At 59.7% G+C, this 15,233-nt stretch carries 15 protein-coding genes and 1 pseudogene; 5 read left to right on the forward strand and 11 right to left on the reverse strand.

The genetic code is table 11. The features are described from left to right. Positions 1-199: 199 nt before the first annotated feature. The 3 genes from IQK56_RS15935 (at position 200) to IQK56_RS15945 (ending at position 2,067) form a co-directional block, all read left to right on the forward strand. Positions 200-571, forward strand: coding sequence for a septal ring lytic transglycosylase RlpA family protein (locus IQK56_RS15935; protein WP_122309645.1), 372 nt, complete (start codon positions 200-202; stop codon positions 569-571). Between the two features lie 73 nt (positions 572-644). Then, positions 645-1,691, forward strand: a complete 1,047-nt coding sequence (locus IQK56_RS15940; RefSeq protein ID WP_193863151.1) for a calcium/sodium antiporter — start codon at positions 645-647, stop codon at positions 1,689-1,691. Positions 1,692-1,716: 25 nt separating this feature from the next. Continuing rightward, positions 1,717-2,067: a carboxymuconolactone decarboxylase family protein gene (locus IQK56_RS15945; RefSeq protein WP_193901753.1), complete on the forward strand. Its 351-nt coding sequence runs from the start codon at positions 1,717-1,719 to the stop codon at positions 2,065-2,067. Here IQK56_RS15945 and IQK56_RS15950 read toward each other — a convergent pair. From IQK56_RS15950 to kdgD, 5 genes and pseudogenes are all read right to left on the reverse strand, one after another. After that, a pseudogene (locus IQK56_RS15950) lies at positions 2,064-3,004 on the reverse strand (AEC family transporter). The gene IQK56_RS15945 and the pseudogene IQK56_RS15950 sit on opposite strands and share 4 nt — an antisense overlap. Positions 3,005-3,180: 176 nt before the next feature. After that, a complete protein-coding gene (gene garD / locus IQK56_RS15955; protein ID WP_122309631.1) occupies positions 3,181-4,734 on the reverse strand; it encodes a galactarate dehydratase in 1,554 nt (517 codons plus the stop codon). 11 nt (positions 4,735-4,745) lie between these two features. Then, positions 4,746-6,110 carry an MFS transporter gene (locus IQK56_RS15960; RefSeq protein WP_099587098.1) on the reverse strand — a complete coding sequence of 455 codons (1,365 nt, stop codon included), beginning with the start codon at positions 6,108-6,110 and terminating at the stop codon, positions 4,746-4,748. Between the two features lie 97 nt (positions 6,111-6,207). Further along, positions 6,208-7,653: an aldehyde dehydrogenase family protein gene (locus tag IQK56_RS15965; RefSeq protein ID WP_122309626.1), complete on the reverse strand. Its 1,446-nt coding sequence runs from the start codon at positions 7,651-7,653 to the stop codon at positions 6,208-6,210. A gap of 54 nt (positions 7,654-7,707) precedes the next feature. Further along, on the reverse strand, positions 7,708-8,619 hold the full coding sequence (kdgD, locus tag IQK56_RS15970) for a 5-dehydro-4-deoxyglucarate dehydratase (protein WP_032886251.1): 912 nt from the start codon (positions 8,617-8,619) through the stop codon (positions 7,708-7,710). 234 nt (positions 8,620-8,853) lie between these two features. Here kdgD and IQK56_RS15975 point away from each other — a divergent pair, with 234 nt between their 5' ends. Beyond that, on the forward strand, positions 8,854-10,008 hold the full coding sequence (locus tag IQK56_RS15975) for a phospholipase (RefSeq protein ID WP_193863136.1): 1,155 nt from the start codon (positions 8,854-8,856) through the stop codon (positions 10,006-10,008). 134 nt (positions 10,009-10,142) lie between these two features. After that, on the forward strand, positions 10,143-10,517 hold the full coding sequence (locus IQK56_RS15980) for a hypothetical protein (protein WP_193863135.1): 375 nt from the start codon (positions 10,143-10,145) through the stop codon (positions 10,515-10,517). Position 10,518: 1 nt separating this feature from the next. Here the strand turns inward: IQK56_RS15980 and IQK56_RS15985 are convergent, their stop codons facing one another. From IQK56_RS15985 to petA, 6 genes are all read right to left on the reverse strand, one after another. Further along, on the reverse strand, positions 10,519-11,268 hold the full coding sequence (locus IQK56_RS15985) for a FadR/GntR family transcriptional regulator (protein ID WP_122309615.1): 750 nt from the start codon (positions 11,266-11,268) through the stop codon (positions 10,519-10,521). Between the two features lie 157 nt (positions 11,269-11,425). Next, positions 11,426-11,845, reverse strand: a complete 420-nt coding sequence (locus IQK56_RS15990) for a ClpXP protease specificity-enhancing factor (RefSeq protein WP_193863134.1) — start codon at positions 11,843-11,845, stop codon at positions 11,426-11,428. Positions 11,846-11,862: 17 nt separating this feature from the next. After that, positions 11,863-12,480, reverse strand: a complete 618-nt coding sequence (locus tag IQK56_RS15995; protein ID WP_122309609.1) for a glutathione S-transferase N-terminal domain-containing protein — start codon at positions 12,478-12,480, stop codon at positions 11,863-11,865. Between the two features lie 147 nt (positions 12,481-12,627). Then, on the reverse strand, positions 12,628-13,407 hold the full coding sequence (locus IQK56_RS16000) for a cytochrome c1 (protein ID WP_122309606.1): 780 nt from the start codon (positions 13,405-13,407) through the stop codon (positions 12,628-12,630). After that, complete coding sequence (locus IQK56_RS16005; RefSeq protein ID WP_003188526.1) at positions 13,407-14,618, reverse strand: cytochrome b; 1,212 nt, start codon at positions 14,616-14,618, stop codon at positions 13,407-13,409. Before IQK56_RS16005 ends, IQK56_RS16000 begins: the two co-directional genes overlap by 1 nt. After that, the gene (petA, locus tag IQK56_RS16010; RefSeq protein ID WP_122309603.1) at positions 14,618-15,211 is read right to left on the reverse strand and encodes a ubiquinol-cytochrome c reductase iron-sulfur subunit; all 594 of its coding nucleotides are present in this window, start codon (positions 15,209-15,211) and stop codon (positions 14,618-14,620) included. Before petA ends, IQK56_RS16005 begins: the two co-directional genes overlap by 1 nt. Positions 15,212-15,233: the final 22 nt, after the last annotated feature.

The raw sequence follows: 15,233 nt of genomic DNA on the forward strand, positions 1-15,233 counted from the left end.
CAACAGGTGAACGAACTGCTGAAAAGCAAGCTCGAAGGCTGATTGCGGTGAAGGGGCCAAGTGAGATTTCATACTCTGCTTGGACCTCCTGTGGGAGGGGGCTTGCCCCCGATAGCATAGTGTCAGTCACTAATATTTTGGCTGAATCACCGCTATCGGGGGGCACCCCCTCCCACACTTGGTAATGGGGATACCTTGAATGACCCGTTTACTTGGCCTTTTAGCCCTGTTCTCCCTGTTGACCGGCTGCGCCAGCGGCCTCATCAATCCCAACGGCTACGACGAAACCGGCACCGCTTCCTATTACGGCGCCCGGCACCATGGCAAGAAAACCGCCAGCGGTGAGCCTTTCAATCAGAACGCCCTGACCGCCGCCCACCGGCAACTGCCGTTTGGCACCCAGGTCAAGGTCACTAATCTCGACAACGACAAATCCGTCGTCGTCCGCATCAATGATCGCGGCCCGCATACCCGTGGGCGCTTGATCGATCTTTCACGCGAAGCCGCCGAGCAACTCGGTATGCTGCGCACCGGCACTGCGCGGGTTCGCGTGCAAGCCATGAGCAACTAAGCCACCTCTCCAACATCAAGGAGCCCTGACCATTTTCGGATTAACCGCCCTCTCGCCCTGGAGCCTGCTCGAACTGGTCTGCGGGCTTGTGCTGCTGATCGTCGGCGCCGAGATCCTGGTGCGCGCTGCGGTGCGCCTGGCGGCCAGCCTCAAGGTGCGGCCGTTGATCATCGGCTTGACGATCGTGGCCTTCGGCAGCAGCGCGCCGCAGATGACCGTCAGCCTGCAGGCCACCCTGGCGGGCAATACCGATATCGCCGTGGGCAGCGTCATCGGCAGCAGCATCTTCAATATCCTGGTGACCCTCGGCCTGTCGGCGCTGATCATCCCTCTGCGCGTCTCACGCCAGTTGGTGCGCCTGGACATCCCGGTGATGATCCTCGCCGGCCTGCTGGTATTTACTCTCGCAGCCAATGAAGAACTGACACCGGTCGATGGCCTGCTGCTGCTGATCGCCCTGATCGCTTACCTTGGCGTGCTGCACTACCAGACCCGCCACTCGCGCCGCCCGCGCACGCGGGATACCGTGGCCCAGGCGCCCTGGCTGAGCAGCGTATTGCTGATGCTCGGCGGTTTTCTGATCCTGGTGCTGGCCGGCCACCTGTTGCTCGGCGCGGCGGTGGACGTGGCCAGCGACCTGGGCCTGTCGGAACGCATCATTGGCCTGACGCTGATCGGCGTCGGCACCTCGCTGCCGTGCCTGGCCACTTCGCTGATTGCCGCCCTGCGCGGCGAGCGGGAAATCGCCGTGGGCAACGTGATCGGCAGCAACCTGTTCAACCTGCTGGGCGTGCTGGGGCTGACTGCATTGCTGGCGCCATCGCCGTTGTCGGTGTCGCCCAACGCCCTGGATTTCGACCTGCCGGTGATGCTCGGCGTGGTGGTGCTGTGCCTGCCGGTGTTCTATACCGGTTACCGCGTGACCCGCGCCGAAGGCCTGGTGTTACTGGGCTTGTACCTGGCGTATGGGCTGCATGTGATGGCGTTCACCACCGGCATGCCCCTGGCCACCAAACTCGAACAATTGATGCTGCATTACGTCCTGCCGGCGCTGGTGGTGTTCCTGGGGTTCACCTCACTGCGCGCCTGGCGCCGCCAACACAAGAGGGAATCGCAATGACCGATCAGAAAAGCCCGGGGTGGAGATGCGTCGCCAGGTGATGGGCGATGTATTCGTCGACCGCGCCCTGGGCAATGCCACCGAGTTCAGCCAGCCGCTGCAGGATTTCGTCAATGAACATGCCTGGGGCAGTGTGTGGAACCGTGATGGTTTGCCGCTGAAGACGCGCAGCCTGATCACCCTGGCGGCGCTGACTGCGCTCAAGTGTCCACAAGAGCTGAAGGGCCACGTGCGCGGTGCGCTGAACAATGGCTGCACCGTGGAGGAGATTCGCGAAGCGTTGTTGCACTGCGCGGTGTACGCAGGGGTGCCGGCGGCGATTGATGCGTTTCGTGCTGCCCAGGAAGTGATCGATAGCTACCAGAAAGAAGCTTAGATCCAGCCACCCGCCTGCAACACAAAAATACCGATATTCGTGGTCACCGCCGCCATCAAGGTGGTGATCACAATAATCGCCGCCGCCAGCTCGTGATTACCTTCGGCCGCCCTGGCCATCACGAAACTTGCAGCGGCCGTCGGCGCGCCGAAGTACAGGAACAGAATCCCCAATTCCGGCCCGCGAAAGCCCAGCAGCCAGGCGCCCAGGGTGGCGACGACCGGCAACCAGACCATCTTCATCAGGCTCGCGCTCAGCGCCATGTTGCCGCTCTTGCGCAACGCCGCCAGGGACAAGGTGCCGCCAATGCAGATCAACGCAAGCGGCAAGGTGGTGTCCGCCAGGTACTGCATGGATTTTTCCAGCCAGCCCGGCAGGCCAATCTGAAAATACGCGAACGCGCCGCCACGATCACGCTGATAATCAGCGGGTTGGCCACCACGCTTTTAAAAATGCTCCAGGGGTCGGACTTGATCACCGGGCTGTACACCGCCAGCACAATGGTCGACAGGGTGTTGTAGAACAGGATCACCAGCGCCGCGAGGATTGCACCGAGGGAGATGCCGTAGTCGCCATACATGCTGGCGGCCAAGGCCAGGCCGATCACCCCGTTATTGCCGCGAAACGCGCCTTGGGTGTAGATGCCCCGGTCTTCGCGCCTGCAGCGAAAAATCGCCCAGCCCCAGGCCAGGGCAAAGCTCACCAGCGTGGCGACGGCAAAATAGATCAGCAGACCCGGCTTGAGCGCCGAGTGCAGGTCGGCATGCAGGATGCCCAGGAACAGCAGCGCCGGCATGGTGACGTTGAACACCAGGGACGAAGCCGTGTGGATAAAGTTGTCGTTGATCCAGTGGATGCGCTTGAGCAGCACACCCAGAAACAGCATGGCGAATACCGGCGCGGTGATGGTGAGGGTGGTGAGGAAGATAGCCAGCATGCCGGGGAGAACCTTGGTGAGCGTCGTTAGGTGGCTAATGATAAGCCATACAAACGCGCAGTGCCCGATAGACCGCTATCGGGGGCAGGCCCCCTCCCACACTCCACCGCACTCCTACAGGATAAATGCGGTCAAACTGTGGGAGGGGGCTTGCCCCCGATGAAGGCGACTCGGTCTCAGGTAATCGGCGCCGGGTTGAACAACGTAATGTCGTTATGCAGCTTGTGATGCTCCGCCCAGGTCTGCTTCTTGCCACTGGCCACATCCAGATAGAAGTGGAACAACTCCCAACCCAGCTCCTCGATGGTCGCCCGCCCGGTGGCAATGCGTCCGGCGTCGATATCGATGAGGTCCGGCCAGCGCTGTGCCAATTCCGTACGGGTCGAAACCTTCACCACCGGCGCCATCGCCAGCCCATAAGGCGTGCCACGTCCGGTGGTAAACACATGCAGGTTCATCCCCGCCGCCAATTGCAGCGTGCCGCAGACAAAGTCACTGGCCGGCGTCGCGCAGAAGATCAGGCCCTTGCTCTTGAAGCGCTCGCCGGGGCCCAGCACGCCGTTGATCGCGCTGCTGCCGGATTTGACGATGGAGCCCAAGGACTTCTCGACAATGTTCGACAACCCGCCCTTCTTGTTGCCCGGCGTGGTATTGGCACTGCGATCTGCTTCGCCCTTGGCCAGGTAACGGTCATACCAGTCCATTTCCCTGACCAGTTCCTCGGCCACTTCCTTCGTCTGCGCCCGAGATGTCAGCAAGTAGATGGCATCGCGGACTTCAGTGACTTCGGAAAACATCACCGTCGCCCCGGCCCGCAGCAACAAGTCCGAGGCGTAACCCAGCGCGGGGTTCGCAGTGATGCCGGAAAACGCATCACTGCCGCCGCACTGCATGCCCAGGATCAACTCGGACGCCGGCACCGTTTCGCGGCGGCGCTGGTCGAGCTTCTTCAAGCGAATCTCGGCCAGTTCCATGATCTGCTCGATCATCTCGGTAAAGCCGTGGCTGGAATCCTGCAGCTTGTACAACCACGGCTCGCTCAGGTCGACCGAGCTGTCGTTGTCGTGCATCACCTGCCCGGCCTGCAGTTTTTCGCAGCCCAGGCCGATCACCAAGGCTTCACCCCCAAGGTTTGGGTTGCGCGCCAGGTTGCGCACGGTTCGGATCGGGATGTAGGCATCCGTCGCGGTAATTGCGACGCCACAGCCGTAGCTGTGGGTCAGCGCCACCACGTCATCGACGTGGGGGTACTTGGGCAGCAACTCGTCCTTGATGCGCTTGACCGCATGGTCCAGCACCCCGGTCACGCACTGCACCGTGGTGGTGATGCCAAGGATGTTGCGCGTGCCCACGGTCCCGTCGGCGTTGCGATAACCTTCGAACGTAAACCCTTCCAGCGGCGCCTGGGTTTGCGGCACGTCGGTGGACAACGGCAAGCTGTCCAGCGGCGGCGCGGTAGGCATGCGCAGTTGATCTTCCTGGACCCAACTGCCCCGTGGAATCGGCGCCAAGGCATAACCGATGGTCTGGCCGTAGCGAATAATCTGACCGCCTTCGGGGATATCTTCCAGGGTCACTTTGTGGCTCTGGGGGATGAACTCCACGGTCACCAGGCCGTCCGGGAACTCGGTCCCGGCCGGTACGCCCTGGTCATTGACCACGATCACTACGTTGTCACGCTCGTGCAAACGAATCGAGCGCGGCGAGTCGGCATGTTCAATCAACTGCATCACGGTGCCTCTCAGGAATGCGCTTCGGTTAGGTTGGTCAACTCTGGCCCCTTACTTGGCGGCTCTTTGAGTACTACACGCTTGATCGGGCCGACGATGACCAGGTAACTGAACACCGCCACCAGCGCGTTGGCGCCGACGAACACCAGGGCCCATTTGAAGGAACCGGTGGTGCTGATGATGTAGCCGATCACGATGGGGGTGGTGATCGAAGCCAGGTTACCGAAAGTGTTGAACAAGCCACCGCTGAGGCCGGCGATCTGTTTCGGCGAGGTGTCGGACACCACCGCCCAACCCAGTGCGCCAACGCCTTTGCCGAAGAAGGCCAGGGCCATGAAGCCCACCACCATCCATTCAACGTCGACGTAATTACACGCGATGATGCTGCTGGACACCAGCAAGCCAGCAATGATCGGCGCCTTGCGGGCGAAGGTCAGGGAATGGCCCTTGCGCAGCAGGTAGTCGGAAATCACACCTCCGAGCACACCGCCGATAAACCCGCAGATCGCCGGCAACGAGGCAATGAAACCGGCCTTGAGGATGGTCATCCCACGGTCCTGCACCAGGTACACCGGGAACCAGGTCAGGAAGAAGTACGTGATGCCGTTGATGCAGTACTGGCCCAGGTACACGCCGAGCATCATTCGGTTGGTCAGCAGTTGACGGATGTAATCCCACTTCGGCCCGTCAGTTTTCTTACCTTTGCCTTTGTCCTGGTCCATATCGACCATCGCACCATTGGCGGCGATGTGATTGAACTCGGCTTCGTTGATCATCGGGTGCTGGCGCGGGCTGTGGATAACTTTCAGCCAGATCAGCGAGAACACGATGCCGATTACGCCCATCACGATAAACACGTGCTGCCAGCCGAAGCGGTAGACGATCCAGCCCATCAGTGGCGCGAACAACACCGTGGCGAAGTACTGCGCCGAGTTGAAGATCGCTGAGGCTGTACCGCGTTCAGCGGTAGGGAACCACGCCGCCACAATCCGTGCGTTACCGGGGAAGGATGGCGCTTCAGCCAGACCTACCATGAAGCGCAGCATAAACAGCGCGACAACCGCAGTGGAGACACCGAACTCACCGACATAGCCTTGCAGCACGGTGAACAGCGACCAGGTGAAGATGCTCAGGGCATAGACTTTTTTCGAGCCGAAACGGTCCAGCAGCCAGCCACCGGGGATTTGCCCGGCCACGTAGGCCCAACCGAATGCAGAGAAGATATAACCGAGTGTGACCGCGTCGATGCCGAGGTCTTTTTGCAGGCTGGAGCCCGCGATGGCGATGGTGGCCCGGTCGGCGTAGTTGATCGTGGTCACCAGGAACAGCATGAGCAGGATCAAATAGCGGACGTGGGTCGGCTTGGTCGCTTGCATGTAGAAGTACTCCCACTAATTATTTTTTTTGCGGGTAATAGTTATGTGTGCTCAGTGTGGGAGCCGGCAGGCGTCCGGCTCCCACGGGTACTGCGTGTTACGAGCCGATGTAGCTGGTTTTCACCACGGTGTAGAACTCTTGTGCATAGCGACCTTGCTCCCGCGAGCCATAGGATGAGCCTTTACGGCCACCGAATGGAACGTGGTAATCCACGCCTGCCGTTGGCAGGTTGACCATCACCATCCCCGCCTGGGAGTGGCGTTTGAAGTGGTTGGCGTACTTCAACGACGTGGTGGCAATGCCCGCCGACAGACCGAACTCGGTGTCGTTGGCCATGGCCAGCGCCGCCTCGTAGTCCGCTACGCGCACCACGTTGGCCACCGGGCCGAAAATCTCTTCACGGCTGATGCGCATGGCGGCTTCGCTGTCGGCAAACAGTGTCGGCGCCAGGTAGTAGCCTTCGGTGTCGCAGGTCACCAGGCCGCCACCGCTGACCAGTCGCGCGCCTTCGCTTTGGCCGATGTCGATGTATTTCAGGTCCTGGTCCAACTGAGCCTGGGAAACCACTGGGCCGATGTCGGTACCGCTTTTCAGCGCGTGGCCGACCTTGATCGACTTCATGCGCTCGGCCATGGCCGCGACAAACTGGTCGTGAATCCCGGCAGTGACGATCAAACGGCTGGACGCGGTGCAACGCTGGCCGGTGGAGTAGAACGCGCTCTGTACCGACAGCTCCACGGCCTGCTTGAGGTCGGCGTCGTCGAGGATGATCTGCGGGTTCTTGCCGCCCATTTCCAACTGCACTTTGGCCTGGCGCGACACGCAGCTGACGGCGATCTGACGGCCCACACCCACGGAACCGGTGAAGCTGATGCCGTCGACTTTCGGGCTGTTGACCAGCACGTCGCCAACTACACGGCCACTGCCCATCACCAGGTTAAACACGCCGGCCGGGAAACCGGCGCGGGAGATGATTTCGGCCAGGGCCCAGGCGCAGCCCGGTACCAGTTCCGCCGGTTTGATCACTACGCAGTTGCCGTAGGCCAGGGCCGGGGCGATTTTCCATGCGGGAATGGCAATCGGGAAGTTCCAGGGGGTGATCAGGCCGACCACACCAAGGGCTTCGCGGGTGACTTCAACGTTGACGCCTGGACGCACCGACGGCACGTAATCACCGGATAGGCGCAGGCATTCACCGGCGAAGAACTTGAAGATGTTACCGGCGCGGGTCACTTCGCCGATGGCTTCCGGCAGGGTCTTGCCCTCTTCACGGGCCAGCAGGGTACCGAGTTCTTCACGGCGGGCGAGGATTTCACTGCCGACTTTATCCAATGCGTCATGACGCGCCTGGATGCCGGACGTGGACCAGGCCGGGAATGCAGCACGGGCGGCGTCGATGGCGGCGTTGACTTGGGTGACGTCTGCCTTGGCGTACTCACCAATGACATCAGACAACTCCGAAGGATTGAGGTTGGTGCAGTAGTCGGCGCCGGTTACCCACTCGCCATTGATGTAGTTTTCAAAACGCTTTGCTTGGGACACGAATCTTCTCCTGACGCAAAAGGCCGCTGATTACTCAGCGGCCTTGTTAATGGGTTATTGCGGACCTTGCTTGTCGATCAGCGCGGCCAGGGCTTCGTATTCTTCCGGCAGCAGGTCGGTCAGCGGCGTACGCACCGGGCCTGCGTCATAGCCGGCGATTTTTGCACCGGCCTTGACGATGCTCACGGCATAACCGGATTTGCGGTTACGGATGTCCAGGTAAGGCAGGAAGAAGTCGTCGATGATCTTGGCGACGGTGGCGTGATCATCCTTGGCAATGGCGTGGTAGAAATCCATCGCGGTCTTCGGGATGAAGTTGAACACCGCCGAGGAGTACACCGGCACGCCCAGGGCCTTGTAGGCAGCGGCGTAAACCTCTGCAGTCGGCAGGCCGCCGAGGTAGCTGAAACGGTCGCCCAGACGGCGGCGGATCGACACCATCAACTCGATGTCACCCAGGCCATCCTTGTAGCCGATCAGGTTCGGGCAGCGCTCGGCCAGGCGTTCCAGCAGCGGAGCGGTCAGGCGGCACACGTTACGGTTGTAGACCACCACACCGATTTTTACCGATTTGCACACGGCTTCAACGTGGGCGGCAACGCCGTCCTGGCTGGCTTCGGTGAGGTAGTGCGGCAGCAGCAGCAGGCCTTTGGCGCCCAGGCGTTCGGCCTCTTGGGCGTATTCGATGGCTTGGCGCGTGGAACCGCCTACACCGGCGAGGATCGGCACGCTGGTGGCGCAGGTATCAACGGCGGTCTTTACCACTTGGGAATATTCGCTGGCCGCGAGGGAGAAAAACTCACCCGTGCCGCCTGCGGCGAACAACGCGGTGGCGCCGTAAGGGGCCAGCCATTCAAGGCGCTTGATGTAGCCCGCTTGGTGGAAGTCACCCTGGGCGTTGAAATCGGTCACCGGGAAAGACAGCAGACCGTGGGAGAGGATGGACTTCAGCTCTTGTGGATTCATTATTCGAACACCCTGGGTAAAGACTTTCTGTCGAAAGATTGTTGTTGGTTTTGGTGATGTCGTACGTCATCGTACAACCATAAAAAGATTCGTCAACTGCAATTCATCGGCCTTCACCTGAAACGGTGTTGAAACAGGCGCCCTTGACGTAGGAAATTTACTCTCTATGATTGCCACTGCTGTATATACATACAGCACCCAAGGAAGATTCCTACGACATAACAAGGAGCTAACATGTCAGGTCTTGATCTCGCAGCACCCGAAAGAACCCCGCCGACCCTGCGTTTCGAAGGTGGCGAACACACCGCCATCGGCGACGACACGCTGTTGCGCTTTGCCACCGACGCCCCACCCATTCCCGCCCGGCAAGTCGAACTGCACCTGCCCAACGGGCTGGCACTGAGCTACGGCCAAATCATTGCCCTGGGCGGTGACTTCTATGGCATTCCCGGCAAGCCGATCAGTGATGGCGCCTCTCCTGACGAGCGCGCGCAACGCTTTACCGCCGCCTTTAACTCGCTGGCGGTGTTGCCTGCCTCGCGACAAGAAGCCGGCAAGATCCTCGCGGTGATGCAAAAGGAAATCAGCGCGGTCAACCAAGCCATCAAAGATGGCAAACAACCCCATGAAGCCTACGACGCGCTGGGTGATACGCTGTCCGAAGAATGGAACCGCATCACCGGGGGCGGCAGTGCGGTCTCGGCACTGGTACCGCTGGGGCGTTACCTGAAACTGGCGGCGGACAACGCCGACCACTTCGGCGAATGGGCAGTATCGGCCTACCTGGCGGGGCACACGGCAGCGTTGCAACAGGCCGTGATCGCTCATCAAACCGGTACCGATCAGGCACTGGAACTGGCCTATGCAATGAACAGTTTTGCTGATCACTTCTTGACCGATCTGTTTTCCGCCGGTCATCTGCGGGTGCCGCGCAAGCAACTGGCAGCGGTGGTCACTCCGGGCGAGCTGGGTTCATTGATCAGTCGCTTCATGCACGATGAAGACAGCAAGTTCGGGCTCAAGGTGCGCAATGCCATGGGTGACGAGTGGCATGCCTATGGCGATAAACGCTACTTCGACGCCATCGATGCGGCCAATCGCGTGCAGGTCAAACGCGCCGTCCAGGCATCCGCCGATGAGATCTTCGAGACCTTCATCAGCGGTGTGGCGCCCTCCCCGGCCAACTTCAAGGCTCCGTTGTATGTGCCGGACCTGAATGCAGCGCAGAACCCGGCGAATAACTTCTCGCCGCTGTTCAAGCTGGAGGGTGACAAGGTGCTGCGCCGCAAGGACGTGAATGACCTGAACGACAAGCACTGGACCAATGATTGGTGGGGGTGGAGTACGTATTTGTTGCTGAAGGACTACAAGCCGAATACGCCAACTTAAAGCACGCCGTTTGTCGCAACTGTGATTTCTAACAGTTTCGGACAATGCCATTGCGGTTGATAAACGTGCTCAGGGCCAGAAACCTGGCTCCTCAATGAGCCCGCCACCGCAGTGGCAACCAAGGAGGTTTCATCATGGAGAATCCAGTACCCGGCCTTAATATTCCTGTCAACGGGCCTTCTAACCAAGCACAGATCAGCCTTAGCACATTCACGGGTGCCCTCGTGGTCAGCATTCCAAACAATGCCTGCCTCTTTGCGGAAGGCATGGTGTACGCGATCCTGGGCGCGGACCCGGAAAACCCTGAATGGAAAGGAGCCAAAATCATTGCAGGTGAATTGCAAGAGGACACGGACCAGTACCAACAACTTTCGAACCTGAAAGTCGAGGTTCCTAAAAAGGTCTTGGAGCGATTCAAGAACCAGACCATACCGGTAAGCTATCAAACTACTGGCGAGTCCAGCCTAGCGCGCAGCTCTGACCAGATTTCGCTGACCATCAACGATTAGCTCAACCGCGCTGCGCCTGCGCCTCTTCATGGGCATGGCGCAGCCGCTCGCGGCTGTTGGTCAGGTGCAAACGCATGGCCGCCCGTGCCGCATCCGAATCCTGACGGGCGATCGCCTCGTAAATCTCTTCGTGCTCACGGCTCAGGCGCCCCATGTAATGCTGCTGGTCATCATGGGCCAGGCGCGCTGAATTCAGGCGGGTACGCGGAATGATGCTGGTGCCCAGGTGGGTCATGATGTCGGTGAAGTAGCGGTTGCCGGTGGACAGCGCGATTTCCAGGTGGAACGCGAAGTCGGATGCGACCGCATCGCCGGCGTGGGCCGCGCTTTCATTCAGGGCATCCAGTGCCGCACGCATGGCTGCCAGTTGTTCATCGCTGCGGCGCAGGGCCGCCAGGCCGGCAGACTCCACTTCCAGGCTGATGCGCAACTCCAGGATCGCCAGTACATCGCGCAATGTCACCACTGTCGCCGGATCAATGCGAAAACCGCTTGGGCTTGGCGTGTCCAGCACGAACGTGCCGATGCCATGGCGGGTTTCCACCTGGCCCGCGGCCTGCAAACGGGAGATGGCTTCACGCACGACCGTGCGGCTGACGCCATGGGCTTCCATGATCGCGGACTCGGTGGGCAGCTTGTCGCCCCGTTTGAGTTCGCCGTCACGGATCTGCTCGGACAGCACCGTGACCAATTCCTGGGCAAGGCTGCGGCGCTTGCGGGGAAGACGAGGGGCGGTGCTGGCGTTTTCCATGTGGGGTCATCTATCTCGGTTGAGTAAAGAGGCATCATAGCCCATGGTGGTTGTACGATCACTGTTCAGTCGCGACTTTCACTTATATCCTGCGCGCAAAAAAATGCCTCGATACAGATCGAGGCATTTTTCAGGCACACCCGAAGGCGAATGCCGCTTACTTCACCACTTTCAGGCTAGGCCGGCCGCTTGGACGCGGTGGCTCGGCATCCGGTGGTGGCAGATCATCACTGTCCTCGCTTTCGATCGATTCATCGTCCTCGAAAGGCGACTCCAGATCAAACACCATGCCTTGGCCGTTCTCACGGGCATAGATCCCGAGAATGGCGCCAATTGGCACGTAGAGCGTGTGCGGCACACCGCCAAAACGCCCTTCGAAACTGACCGCTTCATTGTCCATGTGCAGGTGGCGCACGGCACTCGGCGATACATTCAGCACAATCTGTCCGTCACTGGCAAACCCCTGCGGTACCTGAACCGCAGGAAATTCGGAATTGACCAGCATGTGCGGGGTGCAATCGTTATCCACAATCCACTCGTAGAGCGCGCGGACCAGGTAAGGTCGACTGGAGTTCATCAACGGCTCCTTAAGCCTTAGCGCATATCGCGTTCGACACCAGACAGACTCGCCTGGAAAGCCTCACGCGCAAACTGGCGCTCCATGTAATCAAGCAGCGGCTTGGCCGGCCGCGGCAGTTCAATACCAAGAATCGGCAAACGCCACAGTATCGGTAATAGGCAGCAATCCACCAAGCTTTGTTCCTCACTCAGGAAAAAAGGTTTGTCGGCGAACAGCGGCGAAACACCGGTCAAACTCTCGCGCAGTTCCTTACGCGCCACGACACGGGCCGCCTCTTTACTGCGCGAATCCAGAATCAAATCCACCAGCCCACACCAGTCGCGCTGGATCCGATGAATCAGCAGACGGCTGTTGGCACGCGCCACCGGATATACCGGCAGCAAAGGCGGATGAGGGTAACGCTCATCCAGGTATTCCATCACCACGGTCGACTCCCACAACGCCAGGTCACGATCGACCAGGGTGGGCAAGCTGCCGTAAGGGTTCACTTCGATCAGCTTTGGCGGATGACGGCCCGCCTCCACAGTGATGATCTCGGCGCTGACACCCTTCTCTGCGAGCACGATACGTACTCGGTGGGAATAGTGGTCGGCGGGGTCGGAGTAACAGGCCAACCGATTGGTCACGCCCATGGCGGTCCTCCTCGCTTGTTGAAATTATCGAAAGCTCAAAAACGAGCGCGCCCAGAGAGCATCTCTGTAACGGCGGTTCAACCCGTCGCTACGTGTTCAGAGATGCCGCTGGGCGCGCAAGATTAACAGCAATTGCTTACGGTTGGATCAATGCACATCCTTCCAGTATTCGCGTTTGAGCAGATAGGCGAATACAAAGAAGAAAGCCAGGTAGAGCAAGACGTAAGTACCGATACGCTGGTGCTGCAGTTTGACCGGGTTGGCCGAGTAGGCCAGGAAGGTCACGAGGTTCTTGACCTTCTCGTCGAACTGTTCGTCAGTCAGCGAACCGGGGGTTTCGATCTTCAGTTGATCGCACGCTTCATGAGTCAGAGGCGTGCCAGTCAGCGGATCGTATTGCTTCTTGCCGTCTTCAACGACCTGGATCTGCTTGCATCCTACCACTTGCTTGCCTTGAAGGCCGACCAGAACGTTAGGCATGCCGACATTCGGGAATACGCGGTTGTTCACACGGTAGGGGCGCGCCGGGTCCTCGTAGAACGACTTGAGGTAGCCATATAGCCAATCGGTGCCGCGCACACGGGCCACCAGCGTCAGGTCAGGCGGTGCCGCACCGAACCAGGCCTTGGCATCCGCCGGTTGCATACCGATGTTCATGTGGTCGCCAATCTTGGCACCGGTGAACACCAGCTTATCCAGCATCAGTTCGTGGGGAATGCCCAAATCATCGGCAACCCGCTCGTAACGCTGGAACTTGGCGCTGTGGCAGCCCATGCAGTAGTTGGCGAACGTACGCGCGCCGTCTTGCATGGCAGCTTTGTCGGACACGTCAATATCGACTTTTTCCAGCGCCGGGCCACCGTGTTCGGCGGCGAAGGACAGTAGCGGCAGGGCCGCAAGCATCAATGCAACGAATAATTTTTTCATCAGCCAGTCACCCTTTCCGGAACCGGTTTGGTCTTCTCAAGCCGGGTGTAGAACGGCATCAGAATGAAGTAGGCGAAGTACAGGAAGGTGCAGACCTGCGACAGCAACGTACGCTCGGGAGTCGGTGCCAATACGCCCAACACACCCAGGATCACGAACGAAATGCAGAACACCCACAGCCAGATCTTGCTCAGCCAGCCTTTGTAGCGCATGGATTTGACCGGGCTGCGGTCGAGCCAAGGCAACACAAACAGCACGGCGATGGCCGCACCCATGGCGATCACGCCCATGAGCTTGTCGGGGATCGCCCGCAGGATTGCGTAGAACGGCGTGAAGTACCAGACCGGGGCAATGTGCTCGGGGGTCTTGAAGGCATTCGCCTGTTCGAAGTTAGGCTTCTCCAGGAAATAACCGCCCATCTCCGGGAAAAAGAACACGATCGAGCAGAACACGAACAAGAACACGACTACGCCGACGATGTCTTTCACGGTGTAGTACGGGTGGAAAGGAATGCCGTCCAGCGGGATGCCGTTTTCGTCCTTGTGCTTCTTGATGTCCACGCCGTCCGGGTTGTTGGAACCCACTTCGTGCAACGCCAGGATGTGCAGTACCACCAAGCCCAGGATCACGATAGGCAAGGCCACCACGTGCAGGGCGAAGAAGCGGTTCAGGGTGATCCCGGAGATCAGGTAGTCGCCACGGATCCACTGGGTCAGGTCGTTGCCGATGACCGGGATCGCACCAAACAGCGAGATGATCACCTGGGCGCCCCAGTACGACATCTGGCCCCAAGGCAGCAGGTAACCCATGAAGGCTTCGGCCATCAGCGCCAGGTAGATCAGCATGCCGAACACCCACACCAACTCGCGGGGCTTCTGGTACGAACCGTAGAGCAGGCCGCGGAACATGTGCAGGTAGACCACGATGAAGAACGCTGATGCGCCGGTAGAGTGCAGCAGGCGCAGGATCGAGCCGTACTCGACGTCGCGCATGATGTACTCGACGGAGGCAAACGCCTCCTCCGCCGACGGCGTGTAGCTCATCGTCAGCCAGACACCGGTGACAATCTGGTTGACCAGCACCAGGAGAGCCAGGGAGCCAAAGAAGTAGAAGAAGTTGAAGTTTTTTGGTGCGTAATACTTGCTGAGATGGTCTTCCCACATTTTTGTGGCGGGGAAGCGCGCATCCACCCAATCCATGAACTTGCTCATCACGCGTTCTCCTTATCGAGGCCAATGACAATAAGGTCGTCAGTTTCGTAGGTGTGCGGAGGAACTGGCAGGTTCAAGGGAGCGGGCTGGGACTTGTAGACACGGCCGGCGAGATCGTAATGAGAGCCGTGGCATGGGCAGAAATAGCCGCCGACCCAGTCTTTACCCAGGTCTACAGGGGCCACTTCCGGGCGGAAGGTAGGCGAGCACCCAAGGTGGGTACAGAGACCAACCAGCAGCAGAATCTCCGGCTTGATCGAGCGCACTTCGTTTTTGGCGTAGGCGGGTTGTTCGGAATTCTCAGATTTGGGGTCAGACAACTGGCCTTCGATCTTTTTAAGATTCCCCAGGATTTCCTCGGTTCGACGAACGATGAAGACTGGCTGGCCGCGCCACTCAGCAATCATCTGCTGGCCTGGCTCGATCTTGCTGACATTCACCTTCACCGGTGCACCTGCGGCTTTCGCCTTGGCACTGGGAAACCATGACCCCACGAACGGGACCGCAGCCCCCACCGCTCCTGCAGCACCCACCACGGATGTGGCTGCTACCAAGAAGCGACGCCGGCCTGCATTCACGCCGTCATTGCTCATTCAGTCCTCTCCCATCAGCTTT

Origin of the sequence: Pseudomonas cyclaminis (assembly GCF_015163715.1) — a bacterium.
GTDB classification, from domain to species: Bacteria; Pseudomonadota; Gammaproteobacteria; order Pseudomonadales; family Pseudomonadaceae; genus Aquipseudomonas; species Aquipseudomonas cyclaminis.

Excerpts from the sequence above, each read along its gene's own strand:
- IQK56_RS15945 (WP_193901753.1), top strand. The coding sequence starts at position 1,717 with ATGCGTCGCCAGGTGATGGGCGATGTATTCGTCGACCGCGCCCTGGGC.
- petA (WP_122309603.1), bottom strand. The coding sequence starts at position 15,211 with ATGAGCAATGACGGCGTGAATGCAGGCCGGCGTCGCTTCTTGGTAGCA.
- IQK56_RS15985 (WP_122309615.1), bottom strand. The coding sequence starts at position 11,268 with ATGGAAAACGCCAGCACCGCCCCTCGTCTTCCCCGCAAGCGCCGCAGC.
- IQK56_RS15980 (WP_193863135.1), top strand. The coding sequence starts at position 10,143 with ATGGAGAATCCAGTACCCGGCCTTAATATTCCTGTCAACGGGCCTTCT.
- IQK56_RS15995 (WP_122309609.1), bottom strand. The coding sequence starts at position 12,480 with ATGGGCGTGACCAATCGGTTGGCCTGTTACTCCGACCCCGCCGACCAC.
- IQK56_RS15975 (WP_193863136.1), top strand. The coding sequence starts at position 8,854 with ATGTCAGGTCTTGATCTCGCAGCACCCGAAAGAACCCCGCCGACCCTG.
- IQK56_RS16000 (WP_122309606.1), bottom strand. The coding sequence starts at position 13,407 with ATGAAAAAATTATTCGTTGCATTGATGCTTGCGGCCCTGCCGCTACTG.
- IQK56_RS15935 (WP_122309645.1), top strand. The coding sequence starts at position 200 with ATGACCCGTTTACTTGGCCTTTTAGCCCTGTTCTCCCTGTTGACCGGC.
- garD (WP_122309631.1), bottom strand. The coding sequence starts at position 4,734 with ATGCAGTTGATTGAACATGCCGACTCGCCGCGCTCGATTCGTTTGCAC.
- kdgD (WP_032886251.1), bottom strand. The coding sequence starts at position 8,619 with ATGAATCCACAAGAGCTGAAGTCCATCCTCTCCCACGGTCTGCTGTCT.
- IQK56_RS15960 (WP_099587098.1), bottom strand. The coding sequence starts at position 6,110 with ATGCAAGCGACCAAGCCGACCCACGTCCGCTATTTGATCCTGCTCATG.
- IQK56_RS16005 (WP_003188526.1), bottom strand. The coding sequence starts at position 14,618 with ATGAGCAAGTTCATGGATTGGGTGGATGCGCGCTTCCCCGCCACAAAA.
- IQK56_RS15990 (WP_193863134.1), bottom strand. The coding sequence starts at position 11,845 with ATGAACTCCAGTCGACCTTACCTGGTCCGCGCGCTCTACGAGTGGATT.